Source organism: Lacticaseibacillus salsurae (assembly GCF_045862175.1).
GTDB classification, from domain to species: Bacteria; Bacillota; Bacilli; order Lactobacillales; family Lactobacillaceae; genus Lacticaseibacillus; species Lacticaseibacillus salsurae.
The window spans coordinates 1-16,525 of record NZ_BAAFZI010000006.1; the positions used below are offsets into that span (position 1 = coordinate 1).

The 16,525-nt window shown below is 49.3% G+C and carries 13 protein-coding genes; 6 read left to right on the forward strand and 7 right to left on the reverse strand.

Translation table 11 applies throughout. From position 1 onward, the window contains the following. Nucleotides 1–146 precede the first annotated feature (146 nt). Nucleotides 147–2,912, reverse strand: coding sequence for a cation-translocating P-type ATPase (locus tag ACKTSG_RS03450; RefSeq protein ID WP_407891985.1), 2,766 nt, complete (start codon nt 2,910–2,912; stop codon nt 147–149). A gap of 176 nt (nt 2,913–3,088) precedes the next feature. Between ACKTSG_RS03450 and ACKTSG_RS03455 the strand changes: the two genes are divergently transcribed. Then, entirely contained in the window at nt 3,089–3,697 is a 609-nt protein-coding gene (locus tag ACKTSG_RS03455) for a L,D-transpeptidase (protein ID WP_407891987.1), read from the forward strand. Between the two features lie 155 nt (nt 3,698–3,852). Next, nucleotides 3,853–5,700: a diguanylate cyclase domain-containing protein gene (locus tag ACKTSG_RS03460; RefSeq protein WP_407891989.1), complete on the forward strand. Its 1,848-nt coding sequence runs from the start codon at nt 3,853–3,855 to the stop codon at nt 5,698–5,700. Between the two features lie 63 nt (nt 5,701–5,763). On the opposite strand, the gene ACKTSG_RS03465 is transcribed toward ACKTSG_RS03460, so the two are convergent. Then, nucleotides 5,764–6,744 carry an NAD(P)-dependent oxidoreductase gene (locus ACKTSG_RS03465; RefSeq protein WP_407891991.1) on the reverse strand — a complete coding sequence of 327 codons (981 nt, stop codon included), beginning with the start codon at nt 6,742–6,744 and terminating at the stop codon, nt 5,764–5,766. A 140-nt stretch (nt 6,745–6,884) separates the two neighbouring features. On the opposite strand from ACKTSG_RS03465, the gene ACKTSG_RS03470 reads away from it, so the two are divergent. Continuing rightward, the gene (locus ACKTSG_RS03470; RefSeq protein WP_407891993.1) at nt 6,885–7,547 is read left to right on the forward strand and encodes an EAL domain-containing protein; all 663 of its coding nucleotides are present in this window, start codon (nt 6,885–6,887) and stop codon (nt 7,545–7,547) included. Nucleotides 7,548–7,569: 22 nt separating this feature from the next. Continuing rightward, entirely contained in the window at nt 7,570–8,925 is a 1,356-nt protein-coding gene (locus ACKTSG_RS03475; RefSeq protein WP_407891995.1) for a PTS transporter subunit EIIC, read from the forward strand. A 507-nt stretch (nt 8,926–9,432) separates the two neighbouring features. On the opposite strand, the gene ACKTSG_RS03480 is transcribed toward ACKTSG_RS03475, so the two are convergent. Then, on the reverse strand, nt 9,433–9,855 hold the full coding sequence (locus ACKTSG_RS03480) for a GNAT family N-acetyltransferase (protein WP_407891997.1): 423 nt from the start codon (nt 9,853–9,855) through the stop codon (nt 9,433–9,435). A gap of 78 nt (nt 9,856–9,933) precedes the next feature. After that, on the reverse strand, nt 9,934–10,287 hold the full coding sequence (locus tag ACKTSG_RS03485) for an iron-sulfur cluster biosynthesis family protein (protein ID WP_407891999.1): 354 nt from the start codon (nt 10,285–10,287) through the stop codon (nt 9,934–9,936). A 759-nt stretch (nt 10,288–11,046) separates the two neighbouring features. Here ACKTSG_RS03485 and nagE point away from each other — a divergent pair. Continuing rightward, entirely contained in the window at nt 11,047–13,011 is a 1,965-nt protein-coding gene (nagE, locus tag ACKTSG_RS03490; protein WP_407892001.1) for an N-acetylglucosamine-specific PTS transporter subunit IIBC, read from the forward strand. Nucleotides 13,012–13,070: 59 nt separating this feature from the next. Here nagE and ACKTSG_RS03495 read toward each other — a convergent pair whose 3' ends face one another. Together ACKTSG_RS03495 and ACKTSG_RS03500 are read right to left on the reverse strand one after the other, a co-directional pair. Continuing rightward, complete coding sequence (locus tag ACKTSG_RS03495) at nt 13,071–14,372, reverse strand: sensor histidine kinase (RefSeq protein ID WP_407892003.1); 1,302 nt, start codon at nt 14,370–14,372, stop codon at nt 13,071–13,073. Continuing rightward, nucleotides 14,369–15,061 carry a response regulator transcription factor gene (locus ACKTSG_RS03500; RefSeq protein ID WP_407892005.1) on the reverse strand — a complete coding sequence of 231 codons (693 nt, stop codon included), beginning with the start codon at nt 15,059–15,061 and terminating at the stop codon, nt 14,369–14,371. Before ACKTSG_RS03500 ends, ACKTSG_RS03495 begins: the two co-directional genes overlap by 4 nt. Before the next feature lie 121 nt (nt 15,062–15,182). Between ACKTSG_RS03500 and ACKTSG_RS03505 the strand changes: the two genes are divergently transcribed. After that, entirely contained in the window at nt 15,183–15,476 is a 294-nt protein-coding gene (locus tag ACKTSG_RS03505) for a hypothetical protein (protein WP_407892007.1), read from the forward strand. Here ACKTSG_RS03505 and ACKTSG_RS03510 read toward each other — a convergent pair. Further along, on the reverse strand, nt 15,459–16,463 hold the full coding sequence (locus tag ACKTSG_RS03510; RefSeq protein WP_407892009.1) for an alcohol dehydrogenase catalytic domain-containing protein: 1,005 nt from the start codon (nt 16,461–16,463) through the stop codon (nt 15,459–15,461). The two genes, ACKTSG_RS03505 and ACKTSG_RS03510, sit on opposite strands and share 18 nt — an antisense overlap. Nucleotides 16,464–16,525: the final 62 nt, after the last annotated feature.

The following is a 16,525-nucleotide window of genomic DNA, read 5'->3' on the forward strand; positions in this document are numbered from 1 at the left end:
CACCAACCCGTCTCTTTGACTCGTTGCTGGTAAGATAACACTCTACGGCTTCGATATAAGTTTCTACTGAAATCTTAGTCATACAAATACCCCCAAAGTTGTGTTCCAACTTTAGGGGTAAAGGTCAATCCGAAGGCTATTATCATTTAAACGTTGAGTTTGTGGCGCATCCAAGCTTTGCGGGCTTCTTCGATCAAGAATACTGGAATTGGAATGATCACCAAGAATAGCCAGTCGCTGGGTTGCAAAACCGTGGTGTTGAACAATCCTTGGAAAAATGGGACCACCGTCAACACGAATAGCAACAAGACTTCAAAGACGATACCATACCAAATGCGTTTGTTGGAGAAGATCCCGGCTTTGATCACTGAAGCGAATTGGGTCCGGCAGTTCAAGGCATTGGCGATTTGGAAGAAGACGATCGACCCTAAAAACATGGTGGTAGCGCGCGCATAGCCGACCCCATTGCCCATTAAAGCGACTTTTGGCCAGCCGTTTTGCCAGTTGACAAAGAAGTAGGCAAACGTGGAGATGACGCTGGTCAACAACCCATACCAAGCGAAAGCTTTAAACACGACTCGCTTGTTCATCAAGTGTGCCGTGCGCTTGCGTGGGGGCTGATTCATGATCCCAGGTTCTGAACGCTCTGAGCCTAGGCCCAAAGCCGGCAGCATGTCAGTACCTAAGTCAACCGTCAAGATCTGCATGACGGTCATTGGCAGCGGGATCAACCCGCGAGAAAACAGGAACAAGACACTCGGGATCGCTTCTGGGACATTCGAGGTCAAAATGTAGGTCAAGAACTTTTGCAAGTTGGCATAAACCGTGCGACCTTCTTCAATGGCGGCAACGATCGAAGCGAAGTTATCATCTGTTAAAATCATGTCGGCAGCATCTTTGGCCACATCGGTACCAGTGACCCCCATGGCCACCCCGATATCGGCTTTCTTCAAAGCTGGGGCATCATTGACACCATCGCCAGTAGAAGCGACGATCTCACCATTTTCTTGCAAGGTCGACACGATCTTGTACTTTTGTTCTGGGGCGACTCGGGCGAAAATGATCTCACCACGCAGCGCTTCTTGCAATTCTGCTTCGCTCATGGCATCCAATTCAGTGCCAGTTACGACACGCGCTTTGTCAGAAGTTAACCCGATTTTCACCGCAATGGATTTGGCTGTCAAAGTAGAATCGCCAGTGACCATGATGATCTTGATGTTGGCGGCGTGGCATTTGGCGACTGCGTCAAAAATTTCTGGACGTGGCGGGTCAGCCATGACCGTCAAGCCGACAAAGGTCAATTGTGATTCTGTGTTTTCAATCGTCAACGCGTCTAATTGACTTTGGAGATCTTTTTGCAAGGGGATCTCGCGATAAGCGACGGCTAAACTCCGCAAACCAGTCGCGGCAAATTTGGTGTTGGCAGCGTTGATCTTTTCACGATCGTCATCAGTGATCGGGCGCACGACGCCGTTGACTTGCACCGTGGTACATTGCGGCAATAAGTCTGACAAGCTGCCTTTGACACAAGCGGATAAGGTGTGATCGTCATGTTGATGAACCGTGCCCATGCGCTTACGATCAGAGTCAAAAGGAAATTCCTTTAAGCGTGGCGTCTGTGCTTGGGCATCATCGAGATCAAATTTCGCTTTTTGCGCCATGATCACTAAAGCCGCTTCAGTCGGCGTGCCTAAGATCTTCGGCTTGCCGTCGACCATTTGGACGGTGGTGTCGTTGTTTAATGCCGACACGCGCATCAGTTTGTCCAAATCAGGATCTTGTTTGTAATCGACAGGTTGGCCGTTGAGTTGGATCTCGCCGTTGTTGACGTAACCTTGGCCGGTGACGTCGTAATCATGCGCCAGCGTCCAAATATGGTTGACGGTCATTTGATTTTGCGTCAAGGTCCCAGTTTTATCTGAGCAGATCACCGTGGTTTCGCCTAAAGTTTCCACGGAATTCAAGTCTTTGACTAAGGCGTGTTTTTTAGCCATGCGCTGCACACCATGGGCCAACGACAACGTCACTGTTGGCAATAAGCCTTCTGGAATAAAGGCCACGATCATCCCCAACGCGAAAATAAAGGCCTTGGCGATCGGGTAATGCACAAAGAAAATCGACGCGATGAAAAAGGCGACCCCAATGGCAATGGCGATCATGGAGATCTGCTTGGTCAAGTGATCGAGTTGTTTTTGTAGCGGGGACATGACTTTGGTTTGTTGTTGCGTCAAGCTGGCGATCTTCCCAAATTCGGTTTTCATGCCAGTGGCGTAACACACCGCCAAGCCAGTACCAGCGCCTACTGTGGTGCCAGCATAAACCAAGTTGCTTTCGGCAAATTCGCCTTCACCTGCATCATAGCGAATATATTTGGATTCTGGCACTGATTCCCCAGTCAGTGCACTTTGATCCACTTGCATGGAAGTCGCTTCTAGCAGTCGGGCATCCACAGGCACGGCATTGCCGGCTTGTAAGGTGAACACATCGCCTGGCACCAGATCCACCGCGTTGATCTGTTGGCGCTTGCCGTCGCGGTAGACTTGCGTATATGTTGGCAACATCGCCATTAATGAATCAGTGGCTTTTTTGGCTTGGTGTTCTTGCCAAAATGAAAAGACCCCATTGATCACGTTCACCAACCAAATGGCGATCCCCAGTTCCAAGGTGCCACTTAAAATGGCAATGGCCCCAGAAACCCACAGTAAGATCGCCATTAAACTGACGAAGTTCTTCAAAAATACTTTCAATTGCGACGACTCTGCTGCTTTAGTGATCGAGTTTTGACCATATTGCGTGAGGCGTTTGGCCGCTTCAGTTTGGCTCAACCCCGCTTTTGAGGTATGGAGTTGATCCAATACCTCATCGGGCTTGGCTTGCGCATAAGTTGCCCGGGAATTCTCAGTAGCCTTCATGATCCCACACTCCTTTACGAACTATAGACACATTTTAACGCAATCTGGCGCGCGCAACCATGTTGTCACATTCGCTTTTCGGCATATCGATAACTTAATAGGAGATCAGCAGATTTTCAGTTGCAACTGACCAGATCAATGTTTACAGTAATAACAGAGGTGAAGGTGCAGTGAAAATGAAGTGGCAGTATTTCAAGTGGTTCGTCCCGATCGTGGTGGTGTTGCTCGTCGGTTTGTTCGGCGTGCGCAAAGTGATGATGAACCCGCATACCAAAGCGCCTGTGCAAGCCGTCCAAGCCCATGTTAAAAAAACCAAGCCCACCAAGAAAAAAGCGCCTCAACAAGCGGTGATCGATTGGCGCAAGCCGTCTGAAAATAAGCCATATCCTGACGTTAATCAGTATCCGAACTTAGAATTTGTGGTCAGCACGGCCAAACAACGAGTGTATCTCAAAGCCGCTGGCAAAACGCTTTACACCATGTATGCCTCAACTGGCGTGAATCATGCTACCCCAACTGGACATTACGCGATCCAAGCGGAACGCGGGTTGCACTTTTTCAATCCAGAAGTCCAAGTTGGCGCCAACTACTATACCAGCTGGTTAGATCATGGGACCTACTTATTCCATTCTGTTCCAACAGATGCCAATGGGCACTACATTGCGGCCCAAGCGGCTAAGTTAGGCAAAAAGCCAGGCTCGCATGGCTGCATTCGCTTAAGCGTCCCTGATGCGAAGTGGATCTATACCAATGCCAAAGTGGGGATGCCAGTGATCGTTGAGTGATAATTAGCCGGCTAACTATCTGCTAATGAGGTTCGGTCAGACACCTACCAAGCAATTTGCTTGGTGGGTGTCTTTTGCGTCAAATGCGGCAATTGGCGCTACCTTTGCAATTGTAAATGGCCTATAATAAAAACAATACCCTTGGGAGATCATCCATGATTGCAAAATTTATTGCCGATGTGCCGCTACTCCTGGTGCGTTTGCTGACTTTGAGTTTTTTTAGTATTGGGTTCATTCAGTATTTTCAACGCCTGTACAGTCAGGTGTTTCACGAACACAAGTGGCGTCGCTGGTATTTGCTCGCTTTGGCAATCGGTGGCGGCTTTTTCGTGCATTTTGTGGTGATGATGCAACCAGACAGTCAAACCATCATTATCTACCACAACTTGGCGCTATTTATGGTGATGATGCCGCTGTTATTTGACGGCTTCAATCATTTAGAAGTGGCAGTGGATTTCTTAGCGATCGCCGTGTTGTGGGGGTCGCATCACCAAAGCAACTGGGCACAGCCGCAAACGCTGGTGGCGATGGTCGCCTTTGGTGCGTTGCTGTGGGTGGCGCATCAATATGGCCAGTGGGTGTTGCAGCATTGGCCCATCGCCGTTGGCACCGCGTTTGCCATGGGGTTGTTGTTTTGGCTGAGTGTGCCAAATGTTTCCGCACGAATGCCGATGACCATGGCTTTGCGCTTAGAAAACGTCTGCTTGTTTGGGCTGATGTTGGCGTTTGTGTTAGGGTATTGGGCACGGCAAGTTAAGATCGAAGCCACCAATCGCCACTTACAAGAAGTGGCGTATCACGATCAAAACGTCGATTCGCATTACGCCGATCAACAAAAAGAACTCACTGCCTTGGTTGCACAAGCCCAAGTTCGCCATCAACCGTTGACCTTTGCTACGTTTGATTTGGATCATTTTCGCCAAGTGAATGACCAATATGGCCATTTAGCCGGTAATGCCGTGTTGATCCAAGTGGAACAGCGGCTTCAAAAAGTCTTGCAAGCCAGCCAAGTGGCGCATCGCTTTTATGCCACCACTGGCGAAGAATTCAACTTGGTTTTCCCGAATGCCACGCCTGAACAGTTAACGCCGCTGCTGGATACGTGCTGGCAAGCAGTGCGTAAAGGTGATTTTGATTTTGAAGGCCGCGGCATCGCGCTGACGATTTCCGGTGGGGTCACCGCGCTTAAAGCAAGTGACGTGGATGCCAATGATCTTTACAAACGTGCCGATGACAACTTATCGATCTCTAAGCGCTCTGGGCGCGATATTGTCACCATTAATGGTAAGCGCGTTTCTGGGGATGACAAACAAGTCAAGCACGTTGACGACTACCGCTTTTTTGCTCAAGGGGTGTATGAATTAGCCCAATCTGGCAACATTCGCCGCTCCAATGAATTGTTACTGCGTGCTTATGATCCCCTGCAAAAACGCTGGGTCTTGCCAGACACCTTCGAGCTGCCGGCGTGGATGCAAATCGCGTTGATCAAAGAATTCATGCAACGTACCGGCGCCAAAACGGTGAATATCAATTTAACGGCGCATCAATTCGACGATTTGGATTTTGCCACGGCGATGACGCAGTTCGTGGAATCTAGCGACGGGCCAGATCATTTAAATGTCGAGATCACCCAACTCAGCGATTCTGCCACCACTCGGCGCATCAGTGCCTTATATCGCGCGGCTGGCGTGAAGTTGATGATCGATGATGTAGGTAGCGATAACAGTTTTGAATTGGTGCAAGATGTGTTTGGTTACGTCAATAACGTGAAGTTCGCCATGCAAAATCTCCGCAAACAAACCAGCGCTGAGCAGCTGAAACAACGTGCGACTTTTTGGGTCAAAGTCGCCAAGCAACAACATTTGACCTTTGTGTTAGAAGGGGTCGAAAATCAAGCCGATATCGATTTGGCCCATGCCCTTGGGGTCAAATATGTGCAAGGCTATTATTTTGGCAAACCAGCTTTGTCTGTCCCTGATCCCACTGTCCCAGTGACCTTTTGACCCATGCAAAAACGCCTTACCGCCAGTGATTTTTAAAGGTGGTAAGGCGTTTTTGTCGTGGCTTCAAGTCAACTCTGTGGCCACTGAGTCGCCTTGCTTAAAGGCCACTAAGCTGTCTAAGGCTTGTTCGACCATATTGCGCACCGCCACATCGGTATAATAGGCGATGTGCGGGGACAATAACACATTGGGCATCGCCAAAAGCTCATCCCACATCGGATCGTTGAAATCGTGATCTTCAGCCAGTTGCAGTAAATCGTCGGCTTCATGTTCAAACGTATCGATCGCCACGCCGCCAAGTTTGCCTGAGCGCAAGTGATGCAAAAGCGCTCGGGTGTCTAATACATTCGGTCTGGCGGTATTGATGATCAACGTGCCTGCTTTCATTTGCCGAAATGCCGCGTCATCTAATAAGTGGTGATTGCTGGGATCGCCTGGAATATGCAAGGTGATGATGTCGCTGGTGGCGATCAGTTGCGGCAAGGCCACGGCATCATAGCGCAAGGTTTCATCTTTAGGCAAATGCGAATCTGAGATCAACACTCGCGCGCCAAAGCCATTTAAGATCTTGATCACCGCTTGGCCGATATGGCCGGTACCGATCACGCCAACTGTGCAGGCGCCAAGTTCGCGCCCCATAAAGGTTTTGGCCAAGCGGTAGTCATGATCATGCAAGGCCGTTTGTACTGGGCCATTTTGCCGCAGTAAGGCCAACATGCTCATCACGGCAAATTCAGCGATGGCAGCTGGCGAATATGCCGGCACATAACTGACGCGCACATGATGACGACGCGCCGCAGCTAAATCGACATTTTCAAAGCCGGCGTTGCGCAACGCCAAAAAAGGCACCGGTAGCGCTGCAAACAAGTCAGCCGGATAAGGCACTGTTTGAAAACAGGTGATGGCCTCGGCTTGGGCGACTTTGCGGCAAGTGTCGACATTTAAATAGTCGGCAAACAGATCCACTTGGTTTTCGGTGCGGGCGGCCCAAGCTTGAAAGTATGGGACTTCATCGCCGCGCACACCAAAAGCAGCAATATGCATCAGACACCTCCTGAAGGAATCAAAATTTTTCCGTATAGTTTGAATCTTAAGTTTAGCGGATGAAAGTGGTTTTATCAAATTTTATTTTCCCGCCTTTTGTTCTTTCATTATGCTATGATTGGGAAAAAGGGGGTGAGGCCATGATCCGATTTTGGGGCCAACCAAAGTATGCACATGATGAACGGTTTGCTTATGAGTTGTTTTTGCGCGAAAAAGTCGCCGATCAGTGGACTTTCCCTCAAGACTTTGGCCGCTTTGAAGCCGTTGACATTGCCGCCTTGCTCGCTCAAACTGTTGCAGCCGTGGACACTGACACGCAAATGGTGTCGATCAACTTAGATCAACCAGAATTTTCTCGGGTGGATTACTTAGAGGCGTTGCCGAAGCTTCAAGCACAATTACCTGACATGCAGCTATGCGTGGAACTGACAGAACGGCCTAATGGCGTGGCGTTGTCTGCTTTAATATCAGCCGCGCGCACCTATCAAGAAGCTGGGTTGTGGGTATGTTTGGATGACGTCGGCACCGGCGATAACCAATTGCCGCTGGTGAAAGCTTTAGCGCCTTATGTGCAAGAATATAAGTTCGCCTTACAAAACTTCCACGACAACAAAGATTTCATCACCTTGGTGTCGCCTTTGTTACAGTTTTGGCGAGAACAAGCGGAACTTGCCGGGGTGTTTTTCGCCATTGAAGGTTTTGAGAATAAACCGGATCTGAAAATTTCCGAAAATTATCAGCCTGATATCATGCAAGGTTATTACTTCGGACGCCCGCAACTCATTGAGGTCAGCGCGTCATAAGGGGTCAGTTGGAGGTGTGTGGATGCCAACATCGATCAAACAAAGTGTCACCAAAGTCGGCACAGTCTTAACAGATATGGTCATGCCCAATATTGCGGCATTTATTGCTTGCGGGTTATTAGCCGCGGTATGTGCGCCGCATGGCTGGTGGCCTAACGCTGAGATCTATCGCGTGGTGTCATTGAGCCAAGCGTATTTGATCCCGTTGTTGCTGGCGTTTACCGGCGGCAGCAATATTGGTGGCCATCGTGGCGGTGTGGTGGCAACGATCACGGCGATGGGCGTGATCGCTACCGCCCAATCAGCGGCGATCTTAGGGGCAATGATCGCCGGTCCGATCGCTGGATGGGCCGTCAATACTGTCGATGATCATTTGCGTCCGCATGTCAAACAAGGTTTTGAAATGCTGGTGAATAATTTCTCCGCTGGGATCTTAGGAATCGTGTTGGCCTTGGTAGGGTATTACGGCTTGGCGCCGATCGTTGATGCGTTGGCGAATGTGATCGCCAGCGGGGTATCGACATTGATCGCATGGCATTTATTACCATTGGCCAATGTCATTGTGGAGCCAGCCAAGGTGCTGTTTTTAAACAATGCGTTGAATCATGGGATCTTAACGCCACTAGGCACGCAAGCTGCTGCTCAAGCTGGACATTCGGTTTTGTTTTTGGTTGAAACCAATCCTGGTCCGGGACTGGGGATTTTAATGGCGTTTCATTTCTTTGGCCATGGCCATTCGCAAAAGTCCGCCGGCAATGCCGCCATCATTCAGTTTTTCGGCGGGATCCATGAGATCTACTTTCCTTATGTATTAAGCCAACCGGCATTGATCTTAGCGGCGATCGCTGGTGGGGTGGTCGGGACTTTCACCTTTGCCACGTTAGGTGCAGGGCTGACCGCAGTGGCGTCTCCTGGCTCGATCATTTCGATCTTGTTGTTGACGCCACAAGGGATCGGCAACTTCTTGGCAGTGTTAGCCGGTGTTTTGTTTGCGGCGGTAGCGGCTTTTGGGGTGGCGGCATTGATTTTGGTGCATAGCCATCAGCCAGTCACAGAAGTTGATGCCAGTGCGCATCAACAACATGCCATTCGCGAGATCATTATCACCGGCACCACTGGCATGGGCACGCCACAAATGGCAGTAGCGATCTTGCAAGCGAAGTTGCAGACGCTTAATGATATCACCGTTAGCGTCACCTCTAAGCCGATTCGTGAATTGAAACCTGACACCAACGCTTTGTTTATCGCCCGTGACGATTTGGTTTCGGTCGTACATGACCAAGTGCCAGGCGAGATCCACATTCTAGGCGTGACCAATTATTTGCGCTCACCAGTATATGATCAAGTTGTCGACATGCTAAAAGCGCAAAATCAATGACCGAGACCCGCAGCAATTGGCGCTGCGGGTTTTATTTTTGTGCGGTGAGTGGTTCGAAAATCTGGCGGCTGCGGGGAATTGGCGCCCCTGCGGAAAGCAGGCCAAGTTGCCGTCGCCTCCAGATTTTCTACGTTTACGAATTGAATTGACAAATCAATGGCGCATACGACGTGACTGATCGAATAGGCGACTAGTAGGTATAACATATTAGTGCCTAAGCAGTATCAGGCAGTTGTCAGTGATGTTGATGGTGCAAGGCGCATAGGTCGTTTGAATTTGGGACGGAGGTTGGTTGGGCCGGCATCGTGAGATTTCCGTTAGCGATTTATCGCTTACGGAAAGCCGCAGGAAAAGATCCGGCGGGTGGCGCGCATAGCGAGACATCCCGGCTAGCTTTTTCGAGGACCCTCACAATGCCGGCCCAACCAACCGGAGTCCCAAATTCAAACGACCGGCCATCAGCCCAAACAAAAAAGCCTAAAACGGCAACCGTTTTAGGCTTTCAGTTTAGTATTTTGGTTCTAACAAGCGCCGTGGGCGGATGAACGTGGTGATCGCCGTGTCATCTTCTGGAATGTAATCCGCAGCGGTGAAGAACGCTTGCATATCAGGATCATCACATACCAAAACGATGCGGGAAACTTGCTTAAAGTAGTCGTCGAATTGATCCAACAATTCATGACCGATGCCTTGGTGTTGATATTCTGGCAATACGATCAAGTCTTGAATGAACAACACCGTATGCATGTCCGAAACGCCACGGATCAAGCCGACTAAGCTGCCGTCTTCATCACGCGCCGTCAATAGCGTCGAGTTGGCGATGCCGCGAGCGGTTTCGCCAATGTCTTGCAAATAATGGGTAAAACCCACTGCGCCATAAAGCTTTTTAATTTCATGAATGGTCAAACCAGTTTCAAATCGGTACTGCACGATATTGCCTCACAATCATCTTTAAAGTGTCTGCGATGATTGTACCCTTTTGTTGATGAGAGTTCATGCCTAAAATCATTAGGATTCGGTAAAATCGATAAAACCCACATTGTCGTCAATATCGCCGCCATCACCAGACAAGGTAAAAATGCTCATGTTCGGGTCAAACTTCAAACTCAAATGTTCATCCAAGTCTTCTTTGGAGTAGCCTTTGATCCCGATCGGGCCTAAGTTGCTTGATAAGTCGACATCATAATCCGCAGCTTCATCTGAAGCTGGGATGACGTTGAGGGTGAATTGCACTTGCATGTGGATCATGGCATGTTGTGAGTAAGGTCCCACACCATCTTCAAACGTTAACAATAAGCGCTTATCCGGCGCCAAGTGCGGTGTGAGCTTGGCAACTGCTGCGTCGTTAAAATGAATTTCCATGGATATTGCCTCCTTTAATTGGCTACACTCCCTGAGATAAGCATAGTCACTTTGCGTCGATTAGGCAATTTATAAGCCTATACAATTTTTTCGAACGATATTTGCCTTTCGTCACAATTTCTTCACATTTACTCGCTATATTAGGGGCATGGAATAAGTCACCCACTTATTTCCATACCCATACCCAACTTTTTCATTTTTACTCCTCCAAGTAAAAATCGCCAAGTGGCCACCCACTGCTTGGCCAATCCTTACTCCTTGGTCGCCACCACCCATGGCGACCATTTTTTTGTGCCGAAATCAGGAAAATAGTTGATCAAAATATTTATAGAATTCCGAACGATTCCGTTGGACAAGCTGTCGAGCACATTTTCGTTAGGTAACAAATGCCGAAACAATTTTTGTTATTGATCATAATTAATATCTCTAATAATCAAGACGATGTGCTTGGATACTGAAATTAAATAACGCCTATCGCGAGTTTGCTCATGGGCTTTCACCACTCGAAGATCGCATTTTGGACCAATATTTTTACAATTCGTTCGGATTTTTCATACCACTCGACGCAAAAGTGAGATGAAAGCGGGTGGGCGCCGATATTGGCAGTTGAACCGAAATCTCGTGCAAAGGCGTAAATTTGTGTGTACCAATTTTCACACTGTTGAAAAGCGTTTTCAAGGTTGGCATACTTCTTGGCGTACGACAAATTATTCTAGTGTCAAGCGCTAGAAACCTTGGAGGGTTTTTAGGAAATCATATATGCAAAACCTTGGGCGCTCACTGCAGCTACCAGTGGCCGTACTGCCAGCTGCTGCGCTGTTGGTCGGGATCGCGAATTATTGGCTATCGTTTGGGCCAAATGCGATCGCCACGTTTTTGTTGCAAGGTGGTTTGGCAGTTTTGGGTCAACTGCCGATCCTGTTTGCAGTTGGGGTCGCGCTGGGCATGTCTGAGGGCAAAGACGGGGCCGCGGCGTTTGCTGGGTTAGTGGCGTTTGAAGTGCCAGTCAATGTCTTGAAGCCGGAAAATATCGCCGCTTTTACTGGGGTGAAGTTAACGGCTGTAGACCCAGCTTTTTCGCAGATCACCAATGTGTTTATTGGGATCATTGCTGGGTTGATCGCGGCGGCTTTGTATAATCGCTTCCATGCGGTGAAGTTGCCAATGGCGCTGTCATTTTTCTCAGGCAAGCGCGCAGTGCCGATCATGGCAGCGTTTGTCATGATGATCGTCGCGGCGATTTTGTTTGTGGTATGGCCGCCTGTATATTCCGCGTTGGTGGCATTTGGGGAATCTATCGTGAAACTCGGGGCGCTTGGCGCTGGGTTATACGGGTTCTTCAACCGCTTGTTGATCCCAACAGGCTTACATCAAGCACTGAATTCGGTATTTTGGTTTGATGTGGCTGGGATCAACGATATCGGCAAGTTCTTGGCATCCCAAGGGCCAAAAGGGGTCACTGGTATGTTCCAAGCCGGCTTTTTCCCAGTGATGATGTTTGGCTTGCCAGCTGGGGCGTTTGCCATTTACAAAAATGCGCGACCAGAACGGAAAAAAGAGATCGGTTCGTTGATGTTAGCTGGCGCGTTTGCCAGTTTCTTTACCGGTGTGACGGAACCGTTGGAATTTTCCTTTATGTTTGTGGCTTGGCCATTGTATGTGATCCACGCGTTATTCACAGGTTTGTCTTTGGCCTTTGCGGCGTTCATGCACTGGACGGCTGGGTTTGCATTTTCTGCTGGGTTGGTGGATTTCGTGTTGAGTTTCAAAAACCCGATCGCCAACATGCCTTATATGTTGATCCTTCAAGGCTTAGTGATGGCGGTGATCTATTACTTCGGGTTTGATTTTGCCATCAAGAAATTCAACATCTTAACGCCTGGCCGCGAAGCGCTGCCTGCAGATGAAGGCGTAGCGACAGTGGTGACTGACGACAGTGACGACAAGTACACCATTCAAGCCAAGCGCATTTACGCTGCTCTTGGTGGCAGTGACAACTTGAATGTGGTAGATAACTGTACCACGCGGTTGCGCCTGCAGTTAAAAGATACCAAAAACATTGATCAAGCGGCGATCAAAGCCACTGGGGTGCCAGGGATCAATGTGTTGGATCAAAACAATTTGCAGATCATTGTCGGCACTGAAGTTCAATTTGTTGCCGATGCCTTGAGCCAACTCAAAGCGACCAACACACCAGTTGCGGCCATTGAACCTAATGCCGCCGAAATTAAGCCTGTGCCGTCCACCGCGACGCAAGCCGGAGTGGAAGTGGGTTTTCACAGTGTGGCCAAGGGACATTATTTACCGCTGGAACAATTAAGTGATCCCACTTTTGCCCAGAAAATGTTAGGTGACGGCTTTGCGATTGATCCCATTGACGGCAATATCGTGTCACCAGTGGATGGTGAAGTGACCACCGTATTTCCAACCAAGCATGCCATTGGCTTCAAAACGGCAGGTGGGTTAGAAGTGTTGTTGCATATGGGCTTGGACACCGTTGAGCTCAAAGGCGCCGGCTTTGAGGTGCAAGTGGCACAAGGCGACGCGGTCAAGCATGGTCAATTAGTGGCGAAAGTTGACTTAGACGCAATCAAAGCCGCGGGCAAGCAAACGCCAATGATCGTGATCATCACCAACATGGACGCAGTAGGCCTATTGAAATATTTGGCCGTCAGCGACTCAGTGGCCGCAGATGCGCCGATTTTAATGGCAACGACCAAGTAACGGATTAATCAAAAACGCCATTTCAGCCGACGACTGAAATGGCGCTTTTTTGCTCGGGATCAAAGCACTTTAGGGACTCGGGGAAATTTGGCATTGAATTCAGCGCCATGCGGTTGCACGTCGGTGACGGTCAACTTGCCATGATGGGCTTTAACGATCCAAGCGCCGATCGACAAGCCTAAGCCGCTGCCGCCAGTTTGGCGATTGCGGGATTTATCCGCGCGATAAAAGCGCTCAAAGATATGCCTTTTGTCCTCATCGCTGATCGTTGGGCCAGAATTGCCCACCACCAGCTTCCAGTCATTGGCCGACAAGGTGATCTTCACCCAAACCTGGTCGCCGGCAGCGGTATATTTAAACGCATTATCCAACAACAATACCATCAGTTGATGGATGCGTTCTGAATCAAACAACGCCGTGCCATGTTCAGGTAAGTCCATGGTAAAGGTTTTAGCTTGAGAAGCGGCGATATCGTCATAAGGCCGCAACAACTTGGTGAAATAAGGATTTAATTCAAAAGGCTGAATATCCAGTTGCACCGCATTGGAGTCAGCTTTGGCGATCGTTAACAGATCCCCAGTCAACTGCCGCAAACGCTTGGTTTCTGCCAAAGAAGTGGCAATAGCTTCAGTTTGGTCGATGATCTTAGCGTGCGGTTTGGTCAACATCGCTTCTTGTTGGCTTTGGATCACAGCCAAAGGTGCTCGCAGTTCATGCGCGGCGTCGGCCACAAAGTCTTGTTGATGCTGCCAAGCCACCACGATCGGGGCCATCGAACGATTCGACAGCCAATAAGCCAGCGCCAACGCCAACAGCCAAAAAATCACCATGGTCAGCACCAAAGCTTGCCGGAAGGATTTTAAGGCGAACATTTGCGAGTCGATATTTTGCACGACCATCACGTACTTGCCGGCATAACTGCGATTCGGGCTGGATTTGCGGACCTTGATCAACAAGGTGCGATAAGTGCCACTGGTGGTGTTCAAGGTGCGCTTGACGTTGAGGTATTTTTTGTTGAGTTTCATATACTGCAAATACGCGTACGCGTCCATACCGATCTGCGCTTGGTTGGTGATCTTGCCTTTATTGTTGAACACCAATAGCGTCGTGCGCATCGGGCTAGGGTCGTTGGTGGCAGGTTTGCCGTTTCTTAACGGGTTGCGGTCGATGGCGAAGTTAGCTTGACTCGATAAGAGCTTGTATTTTTGTTGCATCATGGTTTGATCGACATCGTGATACACGGAACGCTCATACATCACAAACACGATCAGCCCTAACGCGATGAACAACCCGGCAAAACTCAGTAATTGGGCGACAAATAAGCGCCTTCGCTGGTGTTCGATCGCAGCATCGCTGTTCATTTGGCTCCCTCACTTTGCAGAATGTAGCCGACACTGCGAATGGTTTTGATCATCGCTTCGGCTTGGGTGTGGCGCAACTTTTTGCGCAAGTTGGACATGTAAACTTCCACTACCGAAATGGCAGTATCAGAATCAAAGCCCCACAAGCGGTCAAAAATTTGATCTTTGGTAATGATGGTATCGGCATTTTGCAATAAGTACACCAACAGATCATATTCTTTGCCATTTAAAGTCACTGGCGTATCGGCCACGCTGGCTGAATGGTTGGCCACGTCAACAGCGAGCGGGCCACACTGCAGGACGTTGTTTTGGGCAAGTTTACCTGTGCGCTTGAGCAATGCCTTTAAGCGCATGACTAACTCTTCACGATGGAAAGGCTTGGTCAAATAATCATCCCCACCTAACGTAAACCCGCGTAATTTATCGGCTAACGTATCTTTGGCCGTGAGGATCAACACCGGCGTTTGGACGGCGCGTTGGCGAATGGCTTTCAACAAGTCAAAGCCGTTGACTTCTGGCAACATGATATCCAACACGATCGCGTCGTAGATATCTTGTTCTGCCATGAATTCGCCGTCGCTGCCAGTCAAGGCTTGTGCGACGTCAGCGAAGTCACTGACAAATTCGCAAATACTTTGATTTAAGTGAGGATCGTCTTCGATCACAAGGATCTTTGGTTGATCAGTCATAGCCCAGCCTCTTTTCTAATTACCTTCACTATAGCTGCCGTGCCTAAAAACTACCTTAAAGCGTGTTGCAACTGCGCGCCAATCACGTACAATATTGGTAAACGCATGGGAGATGAAATTCATGGAACCCACTGAAAATGTGACCCGCCTGCAAAAAACCGAAGGCGCCAATACTTTGTTGGAACAAGGCTTTATCACCGAACGCGATGAGCCGGCGATGATGGACAAAACCTGGTGCCAAGAGTTTTTGCTACAAGTTAATGATGAATTGCGCCTGCGCAGTTTAACGCAGCGCGGCGTGTTGGAAAAGTTCAACTATTATATGGGTGATGGGATGATCATTTATGATCCCGAAGTGATGACCCAAGCCGATGCCAAGCGCAAGTTGCGCTATGCCCTAGGCTTTCATAAATAAGCTGGTTTTGCCAACACTGTGGCCAGCTTCGATGGCTTTGGTGGCAGCAATCAAGTGCTTCAGATCAAAAGGCGCCGTGCTAGTCACCGACGCTTGAATGATCCCTGCGTCATATAAGGTTGCCAATTGGGTGAGAATCTGTTTCGTCGAGTCATACGCCACGCCAAAATCTGATTTGGTGAACATGTATTCTTGATCAAAACTTGCGGCTTTGGGCTTCAAGCCAGCCAAGTCCAAGGGCTTTGTTGGGGTGACGATGGTGCCGATATGGCCAAGTGGGGCGATCAATTGCACCGCTTGGGCCAAGTATGGTTCAGGCGCATATAAAATCGCGATGCCGTCAACTAACCGCGGGATCTGGCTGGCCCAATCGTCATGATAATCCAAGACTTGATCGACATGATGTTGCCGCAGCCAGTCAAAGTGTTTGGCACTGGCAGTGGCGATCACTGTCAACCCAGCCCAATGTGCCAGTTGCGTCAGCATCGACCCGACCCCGCCGGCGCCATTGATCACCAGCAAGGTTTTGCCGGTATTGGCGTTAAGCGCTGGGGTGAAGCCCATTTTTTCAAATAATAATTCCCAAGCCGTTAAGCCCACTAAGGGGATCGCCGCCAGGTCTGAAGCTGGCGCAGTGTCAGCTACTGGTGCGATCAAATGTGCTGGCACCGCTTGAAAATGTTGGTAACTGCCAGCTTTTTTGGTGGTGCCGGCATAAAACACCCGTTGGCCAACGGTGTAAGCTTGCACCGCGCTACCAACGGCGGTGATGTGGCCCACGCCGTCATAGCCGAAAATTTTTGGATGCGCTTGAGGCTTCAAGTTAGCGCGCAACTTGGTGTCGATCGGGTTTAAACTGATGGCTTCAAGTTGTATGACGACTTCATCTGCGGCAGGGGATGGGATCGGCAAGTCCACTTCGGTAAACACATTTGGATCGGTGATCGCACGGCCGTTGAAAGCGGCAATGGCAAGATTTTTTGGCATAAAGCGCCTCCGCTGATTAAGATTTTAATAGCTCTAGTGTAAATCACCGACGCAATCTGGTA